The sequence below is a fragment of the Bradyrhizobium sp. HKCCYLS20291 genome (assembly GCF_051167715.1).
GTDB lineage: Bacteria > Pseudomonadota > Alphaproteobacteria > Rhizobiales > Xanthobacteraceae > Bradyrhizobium.
Window position 1 is genome coordinate 145,110 of record NZ_JBNPTO010000016.1, and the last position, 17,063, is coordinate 162,172.

The following is a 17,063-nucleotide window of genomic DNA, read 5'->3' on the forward strand; positions in this document are numbered from 1 at the left end:
CACCGCGTTTGCTGATCAGCTTGCAAATCAAGTTCCATGGCTCGCGAGCGCACCTTTTCCTGTTAGCCGACCCCGTCCCCCGAACGGCGGGTGTGCTCCCTCTCCCCGTTCTTCACGGGGAGAGGGTCGGGGTGAGGGGCAAACGCGCGAGTGGTGTCCGTGGAGAGACCTGTACCCCCTCACCCGGATCGCATCTGGCGATGCGATCCGACCTCTCCCCGCCTTAGCGAAGCTTCGCTTCGCCCTGGCGGGGCGAGGTACACCCAGCGCGCCGCACGAGTTGTGCGCATCGCAACGAAACCTCACTCACAACGGCTTCCGCAACTCACCCAGATCCCAGAACAGCCCCGCCATCAATCCCAGCGCCTCCTCCGTGACGTCCAGCAGAATGTGCTCGTCCGGCGCGTGCTGCGAGCAGCCGGGATAGGAGTGCGGAACCCACATCGTCGGCATCTTCAGCACGTCGGCAAACACGTCGTTCGGCAGCGAGCCGCCGAAGTTCGGCAGCACGGCGGGCGCCTTGCCGGTGCTCATCTTGATCGACTCCGCGGCCCATTTGATCCAGGGGCTGTCGATGTCGGCGCGCGAAGCCGCGAAGCCTTGCGTCATGCTGACCTCGATCATCGGGAAGCCGTGCGCGACGAGGTGGCTCTTCACGTCCTCCACGATGCTGTCGACCTTGGTGCCGACCACGAAGCGCAGCTGCAGCACGGCGCGGGCGCTGCCGGGAATCGCGTTCGCCGGCTTGTCGATATTGCCGGAGGAGATCGCCAGCACTTCGAGCGTGTTCCAGGCGTAGAGCCGCTCCGCCGGCGTCAGGCCGTCCTCGCCCCAATTGTCCGACAGCGCCGGCTCGTCGGCGGTCGGCTCGACCTTCACGTCGGCCAGGATGGAGCGAATCGCGTTGGTGAGGCGTGGCGGCTTCAGCGAGTCCAGCTTGATGCGGCCCTGGCCGTCGACCAACGTGGCGATGGCATTGGCGAGGATGGTCGCGGGGTTGGCCAGCACGCCGCCCCAATTGCCGGAATGGTTGCCGCCCTCGCGCAAGGCGACGTCGAGATGCAGCCGGATGCCGCCGCGGCAGCCGAGAAAGATGGTGGGGCGGGCGGTCGACAGCCGCGGGCCGTCCGAGCCGATGAAGACGTCGGCCTTCAGCGCCTCGCGATGCAGATCGGCCACCTTGGCAAGATCCGGCGAGCCGATCTCTTCGCCCATCTCGATGATGAACTTCGCGTTGAATCCGAGCTTGCCGCCGCGGGCCTCGCGCACGGCGCGCAGCGCCGCCAGATTGATGCTGTGCTGGCCCTTGTTGTCGGCGGTGCCGCGGCCATAGACGCGGTTGCCCGCCGGCGTCACCGCCCAGGGGTCGCGCCCGTCGCGCCACTCGCCGGCCATGCCGTCGACCGTGTCGCCATGGCCATAGCTCAGCACGGTCGGAGCGTCGTCGCTCTCGTGATAGGTCGCGATCAGGAATGGCGATTTGCCGCTCGGCGAGGCCACGAGCTCGGACGAGAAGCCGAGCGCGGCAAAGGATGGCGTCAGCTCGTCGGTGAGATAGGACGCGAGCACGTCCTTGCGCTCGGGATTGAGGCTCTCGGTGCGATAGGCGACCCTGCGGCCAAGCTCTGCCAGGAAGTCACCACCGGTCAGGCTCTGGCGGGCACGGGCGATTGCATCAATCCTGGTCATGGCGCTTTTCCAGTCACAACGAAGGCGGCGTCATATCGGGATCGGGCGGCCAGCGGAAGGGGCTGGTTTGAATTCAATGGGGCACGCGATTGCGGTCTCGGAATTCGGAACCAGTCCGGCTCGCAAATATGCGCTTTCGTTCTCGCGGTGCAATCGGCACCCGAGCTATGACCATTGAACGCCCTCGCAAGACGAAGGGCGCGGGGAATGCCGGGTGAGGGCCTCACCCATGGCCCGCCTGCAGAAAGAAAAGCAGGCGGCAGTCACCACAGGTTCAGCCGGACATCCGGCATTCCCCGCGCGACGGATTTACGCTTATAGCGCGCTCTCCCCGGTGTCCGGCTCGATAGCCACCGTCGTCAGCGGGATCATCACCCGTCGACTTGGCGCCAGCATCGGGGCGCCAGGACCACACGCCTTTGCGTCTGCAACCTGCCGTTCGTCGGCGCGGGCTTCCCCACGCTGCGGCCTGTCAGCAGCCATCGCTCCCCGCCCCGCGTGTCGTGACGATCGCGCGCAACGCCCCTCCGTGTCGAGGCGGGATTTCGGGAATAAAGCATAGATTCGGATATTCGTAAAGTGCTTTCTTAGAGGCTGCTCATGAGGTCGTCATTCCGGGGCAGCCAAGCACAGGATGGCGGAGCCGTCCTGTGCTTGGCTGAGCCCGGAATCCATAACCACAGCCGGCTGTGTGACGAACTCGCGCCACAACGTTCGCCTGTGGCTATGGATTCCGGGCTCACGCGGGTCGTGGACCCGCGTGCCCCGGAATGACGGCGGTGGGTGGGGACAGGGCCGCCCCTCAATCCACTCGCCTGTCAATTCACCGCGTTGCTCACCATCACCTCGATGAGCTTGGTGCCCGGCCGCCGGAAGGCCTCCGACAGCACCGACTTCAACTCGCTTGGATCGCTGACGCGCAGCGCTTCGCAGCCGAGCGAGCGGGCGAGGCCGGCGAAATCCACCGGCGGGTCGGCGAAATCCATGCCGATGTAGTTGTCGTCGCCATGGAACGACAGCAGCCGCTGCTTGATGATGCGGTAGCCGCCATTGTTGACGATGACGACCGACAGCGGCAGCTTGTGATGGGCGGCGGTCCACAGCGCCTGGATCGAATACATCGCGCTGCCGTCGCCGGAGTAGCACACCACGGGACGGTCGGGATTGGCGAGGCTGACGCCGACCGAGGCCGGCAGGCCCCAGCCGATGCCGCCCGAGGCCAGGCCGTGATAATTGTAGCGGTCGCGATAGGGAAACAGCGCCGTCATGTAGCGCGCCGAGGTCAGGCCCTCGTCGACCAGGATGCCATGCTCGGGCATGGCCTGTGCGACCTGCAGGGCCAGGTAGTCGGGATCGATTGGCGCCTTGTCGCGCGACGTTTCGATCTGCGCAGTGAGCGTCCGGCGGCGCGCGCTCCAGTTCTTCGGCGCCAACTCCGCGATGCGCTCTTGCGCCCGCGCCTGCAGGGCCGCGCCGCCGAGCTCGCGCAGCAGCGGCGTCAGCTGTGCGAGGGTCTCGCGGACGTCGGCCTTGAGCGCCATCTCGGCGCCGAAGTTCTTGCCCAGTTCCCAGTCGACGAGGCCGATCTGGACGATGGGCAGGCCATCGGGCAGCGGCTCGATCTCGCTATGCACGGACATCCGCAGCGGATCGGCGCCGAGCACGATCAGGAGATCATGCGGCGCCAGCAGATCGCGCACCTGCTTCTGCGCGCGCGACAGCGAGCCGATGTAGCAGGGATGCTCGGAGAGGAAATGCGCGCCGTAGGGCGCGGACTGCTGATGCACCGGCGCGCCGATCGCCGACGCAAATTCAGCGGCGGCCTGCAGTGCGTCGCTCTTGACGATCTCGTCGCCGGTGATGATCACCGGCCGCTGCGCCTTGAGAATGCGCTGCGCCAGCGCCTGAAGCGCCTCCGCCGACGGCCGCACGCGCGCATCGACCCGCGTCGCGCGGCCGAGCTCGATGCCGGCCTCGGCGTTGAGGATGTCGCCGGGCAGCGAGATGAAGACCGGGCCGGTCGGCGGCGTGGTCGCGACCTTGGCGGCGCGCCGGACGATGCGCGGCAGGTCCTCCAGCCGCGTCACCTCCACCGCCCATTTCACCAGCGGCTCGGCCATGCGCACCAGCGGGCCGTAGAGCAGCGGCTCCATCAGCCCGTGGCCCTGCTCCTGCTGGCCGGCGGTCAGGATCATCGGCGTGCCCGTGAACTGCGCATTGTAGAGCGAGCCCATCGCATTGCCGAGGCCGGGCGCGACATGGACGTTGCAGGCGACGAGACGTCCCGACGCGCGGCTGAAGCCGTCGGCGATCGCCACCACCAGGCTCTCCTGCATCGCCATCACGTAGGTGAGATCAGGATGGTCCTTCAGCGCATGCATGACCGGCAGCTCTGTGGTGCCGGGATTGCCGAACAGATGCGTGATACCCTCATCCTTGAGCAGCGCGAGAAAGGCCGAGCGTCCGGTGGTGCGGTTTTTCATGGCGGCGATTCCTCCGGCACTGCGGTGTTGTTTGTAATTGCGCTATCTCGCCGTGTCATGGCCGGGCTTGTCCCGGCCATCCACGTCGGTCGGCATTCTCGGAAGGACGTGGATGCCCGGGACGAGCCCGGGCATGACGACGTTGAGGCAGTCGAGCGAAAAGCTCGCATCTTTCTATGCGCTGCTCGCAATGACGGCGGAGCGCGCGCGGGCTACGCGTCCACCGTCGCGTCATACGCCGGATAGTCCGTGTAGCCCTTCTCCTCGCCGCCGTAGAAGGTCGGGCGGTTGTAGGGCGTCAGCGGCCAGCCGTGCTGCAGGCGCGCCGGCAGGTCCGGGTTGGAGATGAAGTAGCGGCCGAAGGCGATGGCGTCGGCCTGGCCGCTCGCGATCGCCGCCTCCGCCGGCTCGCCGGTGAAGCCGCCGGCGCCGATCAGCACGCCCTTCCAGACCGGCCGGAACAGCTGAAGCGCCGACGGCACGTTCTGCCAGTTGACGTCGGCACGCCCGGCGCCGGAGGAGCGCGGCTCGATCACGTGCAGATAGGCGATGCCGAGCCGGTTGAGCGCCTCGATCGCGTAGGTGTACAGCGGCATCGGGTCGGCCTCGCCGGAGCCGTTGGCGATGCCGTAAGGCGACAGCCGCACGCCGACCTTGCCGGCGCCGCAGGCATCGATCACCGCCTGCGTCACCTCGAGCAGGAAGCGGCAGCGGTTTTCGATGGAGCCGCCATAGCGGTCGGTGCGCTGGTTGCTGCGGGTCTGCAGGAACTGCTCGATCAGATAGCCGTTCGCGCCATGCACCTCGACGCCATCGAAGCCGGCGGCCATCGCGTTGCGCGCGGCCTGGCCATAGGCGGCGACGAGACCGGGGATCTCGTCGGTCTCGAGCGCGCGCGGCGTCTCGTAGGCCGCCCCCTTGCCGTCCGCCGTCATCGCCTTGAGATCGTCGCCGATCGCGATCGCCGACGGTGCCACCGGCAGCGCGCCGCCGGGCTGGAATGAGGAATGCGACACGCGGCCGACGTGCCAGAGCTGCAGGAAGATCAAGCCGCCCTTGGCATGGACGGCGTCGACGACCCGCGTCCAGCCGGCGACCTGCGCCTCGCTATAGACGCCCGGCACGTTCGGGTTGCCTGCGCCGGTCCGGTGTACCGGCGAGGCCTCGGCGATGATCAGCCCGCCCGGCGTCGCGCGCTGCGCATAATAGTCGGCGTTGAGCTGGCGCGGCGCGAGCGTCGCCGGGTCGGCGCGCATGCGGGTCAACGGCGCCATCACGACGCGATGCTTCAGGTGATAGGGACCGATCGTGAGCGGTGAAAACAGTGCCGGCATTTCTCCCCCGATTTTCCATCTCATGGCATGTGGATTGATGTCATCTTGTTCGCAAAACATGAGGCTGGCAATGTCCGCTGCTCCCGTCGGCGAGCAGACCCTCCATGCCGAAAAACTGCAACCGGGCCCCGCGCTTGGCGTTGCAGCGATGACGACCTGTCATGCGCCGAGATGTATGATCTTGCCGCCGCCCTCAGTCGTCATGCACCAACGTCATCATCATCCTGCCGGAGAAGCCGCCCGTGTCCCACCCTGCCCTGTCGCCCGACCACACCGCCGTCGTCACCGGAGGTGCCTCCGGCATCGGCCTTGCCGCCGCCAGGCGCTTCGCCGCGCTCGGCATGAATGTCTGCATCGCCGATGTCGACGAGGCGCGTCTGCGGTCGGCCGCTGCGCAGGTGGCCGCCGAGGCCAGGCGCGGCGAGGCGGCGGTCATGACCGCCACGGTCGACGTCAGCAGCCGTGACAGCGTCGCCGCCCTGGAGCAGGCTGCACGGCAGCGCTTCGGCGCCATCGACGTGCTGATGAACAATGCCGGCATCCAGCCCGGCAGCAGGATGCTCGCCGAGACCAACTGGCAGCGCATCCTCGGCGTCAATCTGTGGGGCATCATCCACGGCTCGCAGGTGTTTGCAGCCAACATGATCGCGCAAGGCAAGCCGGCGCTGATCATCAACACCGGCTCCAAGCAGGGCATCACCACGCCGCCCGGCGATCCCGCCTACAACGTCTCCAAGGCCGGCGTGAAGGCGTTCACCGAGGCGCTGCAGCACGAGCTGCGCAACACGCCCGGTTGCCGGGTCACGGCGCATCTGTTCATCCCCGGCTTCGTGTTCACGCCGCTCACGGCCAATGGCCGCGTCGAGAAACCGGCCGCCGCGTGGACGCCGGAGCAGACCGTCGACTTCATGCTGGAGCGCGTCGCGGCCGGCGACTTCTACGTGCTGTGTCCCGACAACGACGTGCCGCGCGCCCTCGACGAGCGGCGCATCCTGTGGGCGGCCTCCGATATCGTCGAGAACCGGCCGCCGCTGTCGCGCTGGCACGCCGACTACGCCGATGCGTTCGCGGAGTTCGTGAAGAAATTGCCATGATCCCGCCACGCCCGGATCGCAGCCCCTCACAGGATCTGCTGCACTGCCGGCGTGTCGGATCGTCGCAGCCGGGCCGCGCGCGCGTCGCCGGCGGAGGCGGCTGAAGGAGGCGTCGCGCGGGAACCCTTTGCGACGTGTCAGGTAGTTGAGCGGCGTTGCTTCGCACTCGGCCACGGCGGGCCGGCGATCCGCCCGACGTCAAGCGCCGCGGTGTCGCAGTTCCATTGCTACGCGGCTCACGTGCCGCACGACAATCTGACGCAGACACATTCCACAAACCTTGCGCGAAGCGGCCACGAAGCAGGCCCCAGATGGCCCGATCACCGCACCCGATCAGCGGACCTTGATAGCGTCGGCCGATCTGCAGGCGTGCGCAGCATTGGGGAGTACGTCGGACATGACGCGCCATCACCGTCACCATCACGACAGCCACCACCACCATCATCATCATAACGATCACCATCATCATCACGCCAATCATCATCACAACCATCATTGCCAGCCGGCGCCCACCCCGACGCCGCCCACACCCACGCCGCCCGCACTCGGCTTTGCCGATCTCGGCGTCGTGTTCAACGACGCCACGCGCTTTCTCGAAGGCGGGCTGTGGCGCAACGTGGTCGACGAAGGTGGCCAGGGCCTCGGCAGCGTCTTCAACTACACCGGCGACCTCACCGTGATTCAGGACGGCCTGAAGGCGATGGTCGCGGCCGGCCAGTTCACCGGCCAGGCGCTCGCCCACGTCAACAGGATCCTCTGCGACATCACCGTCGCGCAGGATGCCGCGATGGCCTCGGTGACCGGCGGCGGCGCGTTCGGCAGCATCGCCGCGGCAGAGACGGCGCTGCGCAACGCGCATCTCGACATTCTCCACGTCGTCAACAACGACCCTGTTCTCGTCGGCAGGGCCACCACTGCCGACGGCGTCACCGGCTTTATGCAAGCACCAGCGCTGCTGCCGGACGGCGTGACCGCCGCAACCGCCGCCAAGGGCACGCTGGCCGAGCTCGGCCTGATCTTCAACGACGCCACCAACCGCCTGCTCGGCGGCGTCAACGACAGCAATGTCGACGTCATCCAGAACGACGTCGACGCGCTGATCGCCGGCCTGAACGCGCTGGTCGCGGCCAATCCCTTGCAGTTCGGCGGCCTGACCGGCGTGCACGCGCTCGCCATCATCGATCAGCTCGCGCTCATCAACACCCACATCAACGGCGCGGCCGGGAATGTCGACATCGGCCGCGCGCTGAACGATGACTTCCTCGACATCATCGACATCGTCGCCGGCGACACCAACCTCGCCAACATGGCACAGCAGAACGGCCTCAAGGGCTGGACCGGCTTCGGCGACTTCCTCAACCCGACGCCGGCCTATCAGGACAACCAGGCACAGACCGATTTCTGGGCCATGTTCATCGCGCAGTCGAACGCGCTCGGCAAGGCCGCGATCGCGGCGGTCAATGCCGGCGATGCGGCGGCGATGGCGAAGATCACCGCCGACCTGATGACGTTCAAGAAGGACGTCACCGATTTCGACGCGGCGCAGGGCGGCATCTTCCAGGCGCGCTTCGACAACGAGTTGCTCGGCGACCAGAGCACGCTCGGCGCCGAGATCGCCAAGATCCTCGAAGGCTTCCAGACCGGCAACAAGGCGCTGGTGGCAGCCGCCGCCGACCAGATGCATCAGAACGCGGCCGACGTCGGCGGCAACAACATCCCCATCAACGGCGGCGCCTACAATGTCGACGGCACCACGGCCGCCCAGGTGCTGGCAACCACCGGCGGCGGCAGTGCCGACTCCGCGGCGCTGCTGGCAGCCATCATGGCCGCCCCGGCGGCGAACGTGATCATGCTGCCCCACGTCGCAGCGGCCGCGCACGCCGGCGCGGCGCCGGCAATCGAGCCGCCGCAGGTCGACGTGCCGCACATCGACATGTCACAGCATCATCAGCACGCGCACCATCACATGTGGGCGTGATCCGACGGCACGTCGGGCGCCTGCACCAGCAGGCGCCGGACCAGCGCGAGTGCCGTTTCGGTGGCCGGATCGGCCGCGATCACGGAGACCGCGAGCGCGATGATGTCGACCGGATCGTGCGACAGCACGATCACATGCGTGGCGTGGCGCGCCGCCATCAGCGCCGTCATGCGCTCGACCGCAGGATCGGTCGGCGCGAGGCCCCACGGCGCATCGGCCCGGCGCAGCACGCGGCGGGGTGCGAGAAAGTCGCGCAGCAGCGGCGGATCGTAATTTGCAAGCTCCGCCGTGCGACAGCGCCGCGCGCTCTCGAAGATCGGCTGTCGCGTCAGCTCCGCGATCAGTTCGTCGCGCGTGGCCCCGGTCGAGACGCTGATCGAATCGAGCACGCCGGGCTGCCGGGCTTCCAGCACCGCGCGCAACGCATCACCCATCAGGCCGATGGTGAGGACGCCCGCGATGGCCACCGCGCAAAGGCGCGTCAGCTGCGCCGCATCGGCGTCGGGCAACAGCGCTGCTGCGGCCGCACCGAGCACGGCCGCGCCGGTGACGCGAAGCAATGTCAGCCACACGCCCTGGCGCTGCGCCTCGGCGCTGGCGCCGGCGATCAGGATCGCGGTCACCGCGAGCAGCGCGCCGAGCGCGCCGAGCCGCACCGGCATGTCGGGCGCGAGCACGCGAAAATCGGTGATGATGAAAGGAATGACGACGAGCGCGCCGAAGGCCACGCGATCGATGGCGCGGTTCTCCCAGGCCAGCAGGCTCTTGCGATCGCGGCGAAGCAGCACGAGAGCGCAGACGGCAAAGCCTGCGAGCTGAAAGGCCGACAACACCATCGTGTGGAGATTTTCGAGCTCGACCGGGCCAAGCGCGCCAGCCAGCGCGAGCACGGCGCCGCCAATCAGCGCCGCTAGCTTCAGCCAACGATGAACATGCCGGCGCAGCAGACCCTCGGTCACGACCACGGCGCCGAGCGGGATCAATGCCGCCGGGATCAGCGAGATGCGGTCCAGCGTCGTGCTGTCGGTCCACCAGGCAACGCCGCGCAGCAGGAACAGGGCGGCGACGACCGCCAGCAGCGCAACCAGCCGCGTCGTCAGCGGTCCCCTGGGATCGCGGCGATGAAGCATCGCGGCGGCGACCGCGAGGCCGATCGCGCCGCACAGGTTGACGACGGAATCCGCGATAACGCCAGGCGTCATGGCGGGGTCTCGCCGGTCGGCAGATGCGGCCGCAAGGTGCCGAAGGCCCTGGTGTCGTCGAGCCAATGCAGCAGCGGCAGCACCATGCGCTGCAGCGCCAGCACCGCCGAGGTGGCCAGCAGCGCCGGCAGCGAGCCGGATGGAATCTCACGCGTCAGGTAGCGGCGCGCGGCGGCGAGATCGATGCGCCCGAGCTGCAGCAGGTCGTCGCCCCTGACGTAGTCCAGCTCCCGGGCGCAGAAGCCGTTATAGACCTCGTCGCGATGCTTGGGCGCGTCGTCATAGGTCTTCTTCAGCGCATCGGAGCCGCCGGTATAGGCATTGGTGATGACGAAGCGCCGTTCGTCGAAGCCCGCGTCCTCGCCGACCCCGAACACCGAGCGATGCGCGCGCATGATGCCGCGGGCGAGCTCCAGATGCGCAAAGCTCTGCCGCGCCTCCGGCTGCGGCGACGGATACACGTCGGAGAAGGTCTCGCACACCATGCCGGCGACCGCCGGCACCTGCGTGACGTTGGAGATCCACTTCGGTCGCAGGCCGTCACGGATGAACAGAAGCAGCGTGGTCAGGCCGTAGAGCACGCCGGACAGACCCTTGCCGCGCGCCTCCGGATCGACCATCACCAGACCGAGATGGACCACCTCCTGCGTCTCGCCGTCGCGCGCGACCTGCATCACCGCCAGCGCATTGAAGGCGATCGGCCTGCCGGTCGCCGCGTCGGAGACGAGCGTGATGATGGCGCGGGCGAGCGCCTCGCGCCGTCCGGAAAAGATGCCGTAGGTGAGATCGCCCGCCGGCAGCGTCTTGGCCGCAATGGAGCGGAGATCGGCCACGAGCGCAGCCAGCGCCGCATCATCCAGCGTGCGGCCCGGGCTTTCGACGATGCGCGTGCGCAGATCCGCATGGGTGCGCAGCGACAGGTCCATCGCCTCCTGCCCCAGCGCTATCAGCCAGAAGCTGGCGTTGCGTCTGATGCGGCTCAACGCTGCGACGATGTTCATGCCCTTATCCACTCGGCGCATCGGAAACGGCTCGCGGCGGCCCTGCCCTGCCGTTCACGACATATGCTCCGCCGACGTTAATGCGCGCACCACGACGAAAGGCGGAGACGCAGTCACGGTAAACGCAGCTTGAATAACGGCAAACGGCGGCTGCATTTGCAGCCACCGCTTGCGTGACCGTATTGATTCAGAACCTCACCCGCCGCGACAACGGTCTGCTCCCTCTCCCCGTTCTTCACGGGGAGAGGGTGGGGTGAGGGGCAGCCGGGCGGGCGGTGTCAGCTCCGTGGTGAACTTAAGAGCATTGTACACTTGCATTCAAAGCCCCGTGGCAATGGTGCTCATAGCTAAGTCTGCCCGTGTGGCTGCCCCTCACCCCGACCCTCTCCCCGTGAAGAACGGGGAGAGGGAGGGCAGCCGGGCTTATGGGAGCAGGCGAGCTTGCCGGCGCTCCGCCTCACGCCGCCTTCGACACCTCCATCAGCAGGCGCTCGGCGCGGGCGTCTTCGATGCGGTTGACGAGCTTGCTGCTCTCGTGGCGGTCGCGCAGCGTCTTGGTCAGGGTGACGCAGGTCTGCACTAGCATGACGATGCCCATCGTCAGATAGCCCTTCATCCAGAGATCGATCGGCATGAAGAACACGCCGAGCGCGACGAGGAAGGCGGATGCGCCAAACGAGGCGTAGGAGAAAGTGATGAAGGCACCGGAGTGCGGCTGGACGTTCTGGTTCATGGTCGGCTCCTATGGTGTCGGTTGAGTTGAGTGTTGGTGGTGAGGATGGATGTCAGTTCGCCGCAGTGGCGCGGCCGGCCTTCAGCCGGGCCAGCACGTCGTCGGCGGTGGTCTTGATGCGCGGACCAAAGCCCTGCTCGGCGAGCTTCTCGGCGGTGGTGATCGGGCCGGTGGCGGCGTCGAGCTCCATCAGCGCTTCGTCGGCGGCCTGCGCCTCGATCTGCCGCTCGCGCAGCCGCTTCAACGTCGCCTCGGCGTCGGGCAGCGTGCATTCGTAGGGGCGCGCCGCCTCGATGCCGCCGCGGCGCAGATTGCGCACGGCTTCCGAGGCGCGAGCGATGCGGCGGCCACGGTCGAGCTCGGCGATGCGCGCTTCCGCGCTGGTCACGTGCTTCTTCAGCCGGTTGATCTCGGTGGCGAACAGCGCCCGGGCCGTCTTGGCCGCATCGCGTTCGGCCTCCAGGCCGGCGATCGCCTGCGCGGCCTCGCGCGCCAGATCCTCGCGGCCGCCGTCGAGCGCGGCCGTGGCCCGCACTTCGAGGTCGGTGATGCGTCCCAGCGTCGCCTCGAGCCGCCGGCCCTCCTGCTGATCCTGTGCAATGGCCAGCGCCAGCGCGCGCTTGCTGCGCTCGACGGCCGCAGCCGCGTCACGCAGCTGCTGATCCAGGATCACCAGCGCGGTCCGATCCTGCAGCTCCTCCTCCGCGACTGCCACGGTACCTCGAAACAGCGTCAGAACGGTCTTGAACATTGTGAACTCCCTGCTATGAGCATCGCTCATGAACATTCTTCTGGCGCGATCTTGAGCGTCGCTCAAGAGAAATGTTGAGCGCTGCTCATCGGGATGGTTAACGATGTCTAAAACATTGGAACGGCGGGCAAAACAGCGCGAGGCCCTGATCGAGGCGGCCGAGCGGATGATCAAGACCCGTGGTCTCGCCGGCCTGAAGACGCGCGATCTCGCCCAGGAGATCGGCGTCGCGAATGGCGCGGTCTACAACCTCGTCGCCGACGTCGACGACCTGGTGCTGATGGTCGGATCGCGCACCTTGGCGCGGCTCGACGCCGATCTGTCGGCGGCTGAAAGCGCGGGTCCGCCGGGACCGGAGGCCGCCCTGGTGCGCATCGCGATCGCCTATTGCGACTTCGCCGCTCACAATCTCGAACTGTGGCGCGCGCTGTTCGAACACCGCATGCCGGCCGAGAAGCCGCTGCCCGATTGGGCGGTTGCCGACCAGATGCATTTGTTCCGCCACATTCATCAGCCCCTGGCGGCGCTTTTTCCGAACCGCACCTTCGACGACATCAGCGTCACCGCGCGCAGCCTGTTCTCGGCGGTCCACGGCATGGTCGCACTCGGCCTGGAGCAGAAGCTGATCGCCGTGCCGCTCGCCGCCTTGCGGCAGCAGATCGCGACGATGGTGAAGGCGATGGTGACCGGGCTGGTCGTGGAGGAGAAGACGAACAGTTGAGACGAATGGAACCCTGGCAGGCCACACCATCCTACAAAGTAGGACATTGCTGCCGCGCGCTGCAAATACCCCCGCGTCTGCATCTCTGCTGATCGACGTCTCACAACAGTGGACGCCTGATCAGAGTTCGGTCACGTTCGACCGAGCGAACAAACTACCGCCGCATTGGTTCGCAGTATCATGCCGAGGTTCGGACGCGTTCCAGACAACATGTCGGGAACGGCCGATCAACGAACACTCGACGGGGAGTGTTAGTTCGGTGGGATCTGGCGCACATGGCGCATGGTCACGCTCATCTGGCCGGCAGCATCGTAGGGCCGCCGCGCGATCCGAGACAACAACTCCAATGATGACCGGAGCGTGCGTGGCAAGGGGGAAGTCGTGAGACATTTGCGTGCGCCCAACGACAGGGATCCGCCATCCAAGCCGGCCTACGACGAAGGCCGGCGTCCGCCCTACGAGCAGGCCTGGCGCGACGAGCACGACCGGCCCACGCCGGCCGAATTTGCGTCACGTTTCGGCATCCAGGATGTGCTCCCGCCGCCGCGCGAGCGGCGATTTCGCGGCGTGCCGAGCACGCTCGGCCTCGTCGCTGTGGCGGCGGCCATGGCAGCCCTCGCATTCAGCAATCTGCCGACCCGCTGGGCTGCGGCACTGTCCGCTGGCAGCAGCGCCGACGTCGCAGCGGCCTCGACGCCGCCCGCGTCGGCTGCGCGAGTCCCGCAGGCCGTGGCGGACACGCTCCCAACGGGAACGATTGCGGGCACCACTGCCGCCATGCCCGAGCAGAGCATGCGCTTGAGGGATGAGGATCGCCTCCCGGCATTCGACACGCGGATGGTCGCCGCGGCCGCAGTTCCGCAGGCCAGCGCTCAGCCCGCGGTCCAGGGGGTGACGGACACCGAGATTCGCTTCGGCATGGCGGCTCCGTTCTCGGGGCCGGCCAGGGAGATGGGTCATCAGCTCAAGCTCGGTATCGAGCTCGCCTTTGCGCAGGCCAATGAGGACGGCGGCGTGCATGGCCGCCAGCTCAAGCTCACCACAGCCGACGATGCCTATGAGCCGACGCGGACGCTGAACGCGATGAAGGAGCTCTACGAGCAGCACAAGGTGTTCGGCTTCGTCGAGAACTACGGCAGTCCGACCGCCCTGGTCTCGGTGCCCTACGCGCTCGAGCGCCACGCGCTGTACTTCGGAGCCTTCACCGGCGCGCCCTCGCTGCGGCGCGATCCGCCCGACCGCTACGTGTTCAACTACCGGGCGGGCTATGCCGAGGAGGCCGACGCGCTGGTGCGCTATCTCGTCAAGAACCGCCGGCTGCGTCCGCAGGACATCGGCGTGCTCACCCAGCAGGACGCCTACGGCGATGCCGGATGGGAGGGCGTCGTCAAGGCGATGCGCGCGCTGCGCGGCGGCAATGGCGACGTCTTCCGCATGACCTACAACCGCAACACGGTGAATGTCGACGACGCCATCGCGCAATTGAAGCGGCAACGCCCGGCGATCAAGGCGGTCGTGCTGGTGGCCACCTTCCGCGCTGCGGCGAAGTTCATCGAGAAGACGCGCGACCTCCACCCGGACATGATCTACGCGACGATCTCCGGCGTCGGCAGCACCGGGCTTGCCAGCGAGCTGATGGTGCTCGGCCCGCGCTATGCCGACGGCGTCATCTGCACCCAGGTCACGCCGGCCGTCGACGGCTACGCGTCCGTCACGCTGAACTACAAGAAGGCGCTCGCGAAGTATTTCCCGGGCGAGCCTGCGGACTACACTTCACTCGAGGCCTATCTCACGGCCAATGTCCTGATCGAAGGATTGAAACGCACCGGTCCCGCGCTCGACACCGAATCGCTGGTCAGCAATCTCGAGGCGATGCAGGACTACGAGCTCGGCGTCGGATCGAAGGTGCGTTTCAGCCCGTCCGACCACCAGGCGCTGCACAAGGTCTGGGGCACGCAGCTCGACAAGACCGGCCAGTATCACGCGATTGATCTGGAATAGCGGGTCCGGTCCGACGTCCGTCGAGCGGTATGGCAGCGACGCGAAAGCTAGCGGTGGTCAGCGCCGGTCCCGAACGGCGCTCTTCTTCTTGGCGCTCACGCCCCTCTTCGAGCGCTCACCGCGCGCGATGGCGTCGGTTATCTCAGTTGCCGGGATCACCACCGGGTCTTTCGCGAAACCCGTTCCGAGCATGGTGCCGCCCCTGATCTTGAAGCAGACGTCTTCGGGCTGCGTGCGCATATCCCAAGAAAACGACGGAAGCTGCCCCGGTGCGGGTTCAAAGAGCTTCTTGAAGGCAACGTTGAAGTAGAAGTGGTAGATGTATTCAGACGCACCCGACGGCAATAGCTCCCGATGGTCGTTGATGTTGCCGGATGCGTCGTACACATACACCCCTGACAGGTTCTTGGTCTCATCGACGGTGAAGCTCCCCTCGAGACAGACACCGACGTTCACGCCGACATGAAAGCCTCGACGGGTATAGTCCCGAAGATCTTCGTCCGAGGACAGTGTCACCTTGATCATCGGCCGTGGCTGATGACCCATTGGACTGACATCGGCCTGGTCATAGTCGTCGACGACTTCGATCATCACGACCTTGACCTCGCCCAACCCAGCGACGGCCGGCCCGATTGATGGGAAGAGCACGGTCAGGGCAAGAGCAATCGCGGCTTTTCGCCTCATGATCGGTGTCTCCCGGAGTTGTCGACCGTTGCCCGACGCGTCAGCGCCAATGGGATCGATCGGTCCCTGTTCTAGCATAGTGAAGGTCGCTCCACCGTTTCGATCTCGCCTTTCCTCAGCTGCGGCCATTGTCCTCGACACGCTCAGGATGCAATATCCGACGCTGTACAAGGACGGGGCTTGGTACGGGTGCAGGACATCGGTCTCACGGCGCTGGATCTCGGGCTGCGCGGCGCGGCGAGCGGCCTGTTCGTGATGATGGTGCTCGTGTTGCTGCGCGCGCGCCTGACCAATTGCCAGGCCCTTCTCGGCCTGGCAATGTCGGCCGGCGGCGCGGGGTTTGCGATTGCCACCGCGCCGTTCATTCCAACGACCACGTTCTGGTGGACGCTGCCGATCCTGTCGGCACAGCCGGTCGTGTTCTGGCTGTGGGCCCGCGCCGCCTTCGACGACGATTTCGCGCTCAGGCGCTGGCACGGCCTGGTGTGGCTGGCTGTCGTCATCGTCGGCTTCACGGCGTCGCTGAGCTGGCCGATGTTGCCTGATGTCACCAAAGCCTGCGCCAAGACCCTGTCGGTGCTCGCGCTCGGCTTCGCGCTGCTCGCGATCGTGCAGACGGTGACGACCTGGCGCGACGATCTCGTCGCGCGACGCCGGCTGCTGCGCATGGCCGTCGTGATCTTGAATCTCGGCTTCATCGCCCTGGTCGCGGGACCGGCCTTGTTGCCGCTGCCGACCGCGCCGCTCGGAGTGAAGGCCAATCTCGGCGGCCTGGGCAGCTTCATCAGCGCATTCACGCTCTGCGTGCTGGCGGTGCTGGCGAGCTGGAATCTGTTCGGGGCCAACACGATTGCGGCGCTGCCGACACCGGCGGTGCTTGCGGCCGGTGCCACCGAGACGAAGAGGGCCGAAGGCGACGCGCGCCCCGCGATCGCGCCGCTGCTGCTGCGCCGGCTCGATCAGCTCATGACCGTCGAGCGCATTTATCGGCAGGAAGGACTGTCGATCGGCGGGCTCGCGGCGCAGCTCAACGTGCCGGAGTATCGGCTGCGGCAGGCGATCAACGAGGGGCTCGGCCATCGCAACTTCAACGCCTTCCTCAACCGCTACCGGATCGACGACGCCAAGGCGGCGCTGTCCGACCCGAGCCAGCGCGACGTGCCGGTGCTGACGGTCGCGATCGACGCCGGCTTCCAGTCGATCGGCCCGTTCAACCGGGCCTTCAAGGCGGCGACCGGCATGACACCGACCGAATTCCGCCGGCAGGCGCTGTCGTCATCGCCGGATGACGCCGGCGATTTGAGAATTCGGCAAGCCGACTGAAGACATCGGCTGGCCGAATTCGCGATCCGGCCAACGCGACATGGCGGATGAGGGCAAAGATGGGCCCTC

At 67.0% G+C, this 17,063-nt stretch carries 13 protein-coding genes; 5 read left to right on the forward strand and 8 right to left on the reverse strand.

The window, feature by feature from the left end:
* Positions 1-306: 306 nt before the first annotated feature.
* From ACQR07_RS28850 to ACQR07_RS28860, 3 genes are all read right to left on the reverse strand, one after another.
* Complete coding sequence (locus ACQR07_RS28850; protein ID WP_434905472.1) at positions 307-1,689, reverse strand: M20 family metallopeptidase; 1,383 nt, start codon at positions 1,687-1,689, stop codon at positions 307-309.
* 818 nt (positions 1,690-2,507) lie between these two features.
* The gene (locus tag ACQR07_RS28855; RefSeq protein ID WP_434905473.1) at positions 2,508-4,172 is read right to left on the reverse strand and encodes a thiamine pyrophosphate-binding protein; all 1,665 of its coding nucleotides are present in this window, start codon (positions 4,170-4,172) and stop codon (positions 2,508-2,510) included.
* A gap of 212 nt (positions 4,173-4,384) precedes the next feature.
* Positions 4,385-5,506: an alkene reductase gene (locus ACQR07_RS28860; protein ID WP_434905474.1), complete on the reverse strand. Its 1,122-nt coding sequence runs from the start codon at positions 5,504-5,506 to the stop codon at positions 4,385-4,387.
* A 242-nt stretch (positions 5,507-5,748) separates the two neighbouring features.
* Here ACQR07_RS28860 and ACQR07_RS28865 point away from each other — a divergent pair, with 242 nt between their 5' ends.
* Both ACQR07_RS28865 and ACQR07_RS28870 read left to right on the forward strand, forming a co-directional pair.
* Positions 5,749-6,600: an SDR family NAD(P)-dependent oxidoreductase gene (locus tag ACQR07_RS28865; RefSeq protein ID WP_434905475.1), complete on the forward strand. Its 852-nt coding sequence runs from the start codon at positions 5,749-5,751 to the stop codon at positions 6,598-6,600.
* Positions 6,601-6,997: 397 nt separating this feature from the next.
* Positions 6,998-8,578, forward strand: a complete 1,581-nt coding sequence (locus ACQR07_RS28870) for a hypothetical protein (protein ID WP_434905476.1) — start codon at positions 6,998-7,000, stop codon at positions 8,576-8,578.
* On the opposite strand, the gene ACQR07_RS28875 is transcribed toward ACQR07_RS28870, so the two are convergent.
* The 4 genes from ACQR07_RS28875 to ACQR07_RS28890 form a co-directional block, all read right to left on the reverse strand.
* Complete coding sequence (locus tag ACQR07_RS28875; RefSeq protein WP_434905477.1) at positions 8,563-9,780, reverse strand: hypothetical protein; 1,218 nt, start codon at positions 9,778-9,780, stop codon at positions 8,563-8,565. The two genes, ACQR07_RS28870 and ACQR07_RS28875, sit on opposite strands and share 16 nt — an antisense overlap.
* Entirely contained in the window at positions 9,777-10,781 is a 1,005-nt protein-coding gene (locus ACQR07_RS28880; protein ID WP_434905478.1) for a hypothetical protein, read from the reverse strand. The genes ACQR07_RS28875 and ACQR07_RS28880 overlap by 4 nt, the downstream gene beginning before the upstream one ends.
* 457 nt (positions 10,782-11,238) lie before the next feature.
* The gene (locus ACQR07_RS28885) at positions 11,239-11,514 is read right to left on the reverse strand and encodes a YiaA/YiaB family inner membrane protein (RefSeq protein ID WP_434869297.1); all 276 of its coding nucleotides are present in this window, start codon (positions 11,512-11,514) and stop codon (positions 11,239-11,241) included.
* 52 nt (positions 11,515-11,566) lie between these two features.
* Complete coding sequence (locus ACQR07_RS28890) at positions 11,567-12,265, reverse strand: PspA/IM30 family protein (protein WP_434905479.1); 699 nt, start codon at positions 12,263-12,265, stop codon at positions 11,567-11,569.
* A gap of 103 nt (positions 12,266-12,368) precedes the next feature.
* Between ACQR07_RS28890 and ACQR07_RS28895 the strand changes: the two genes are divergently transcribed.
* Entirely contained in the window at positions 12,369-12,986 is a 618-nt protein-coding gene (locus tag ACQR07_RS28895) for a TetR/AcrR family transcriptional regulator (RefSeq protein WP_434905480.1), read from the forward strand.
* 381 nt (positions 12,987-13,367) lie between these two features.
* Entirely contained in the window at positions 13,368-14,987 is a 1,620-nt protein-coding gene (locus ACQR07_RS28900) for an ABC transporter substrate-binding protein (protein ID WP_434905481.1), read from the forward strand.
* Between the two features lie 57 nt (positions 14,988-15,044).
* Here ACQR07_RS28900 and ACQR07_RS28905 read toward each other — a convergent pair whose 3' ends face one another.
* Complete coding sequence (locus ACQR07_RS28905; protein WP_434905482.1) at positions 15,045-15,671, reverse strand: hypothetical protein; 627 nt, start codon at positions 15,669-15,671, stop codon at positions 15,045-15,047.
* A 189-nt stretch (positions 15,672-15,860) separates the two neighbouring features.
* On the opposite strand from ACQR07_RS28905, the gene ACQR07_RS28910 reads away from it, so the two are divergent.
* On the forward strand, positions 15,861-16,994 hold the full coding sequence (locus ACQR07_RS28910; protein ID WP_434905505.1) for a helix-turn-helix domain-containing protein: 1,134 nt from the start codon (positions 15,861-15,863) through the stop codon (positions 16,992-16,994).
* Positions 16,995-17,063: the final 69 nt, after the last annotated feature.